Source organism: Frigoribacterium sp. AC759 (assembly GCF_979256015.1).
In genome coordinates, this window is sequence record NZ_CEEDMT010000107.1 from 1 (window position 1) to 266 (window position 266).

Below are 266 nucleotides of genomic sequence, written 5' to 3' on the forward strand. Positions count from 1 at the left end.
GAGGTGCGGTTCCTGATGGGGTTCAACCGCGACGTCCTGCCCAGGAGGCGCGACCAGCTGAACGCCTGGGGCGTCCGTGTCCGCTGGGCCGGCCGCAGACCCCGGCTCTGGGGCGCGGTGATCAAAGAGCTGCAGTACGCGGAGGAGCTGACCCGCGGCAACGACGTGCTGACGCTCACGATGTGCGTCACCTACGGCGGTCGCACGGAGATCGCCGACGCCGTCCGGGCCATCGCCGAAGACGTGGCCGCCGGTCGCATCAAGCC

1 protein-coding gene is annotated in these 266 nt (G+C 70.7%); it reads left to right on the forward strand.

The features are described from left to right. Window positions 1-266, forward strand: a 266-nt coding sequence (locus ACZ6JE_RS15285) for an undecaprenyl diphosphate synthase family protein (protein WP_464319496.1), incomplete at both ends; no start/stop codon positions are given.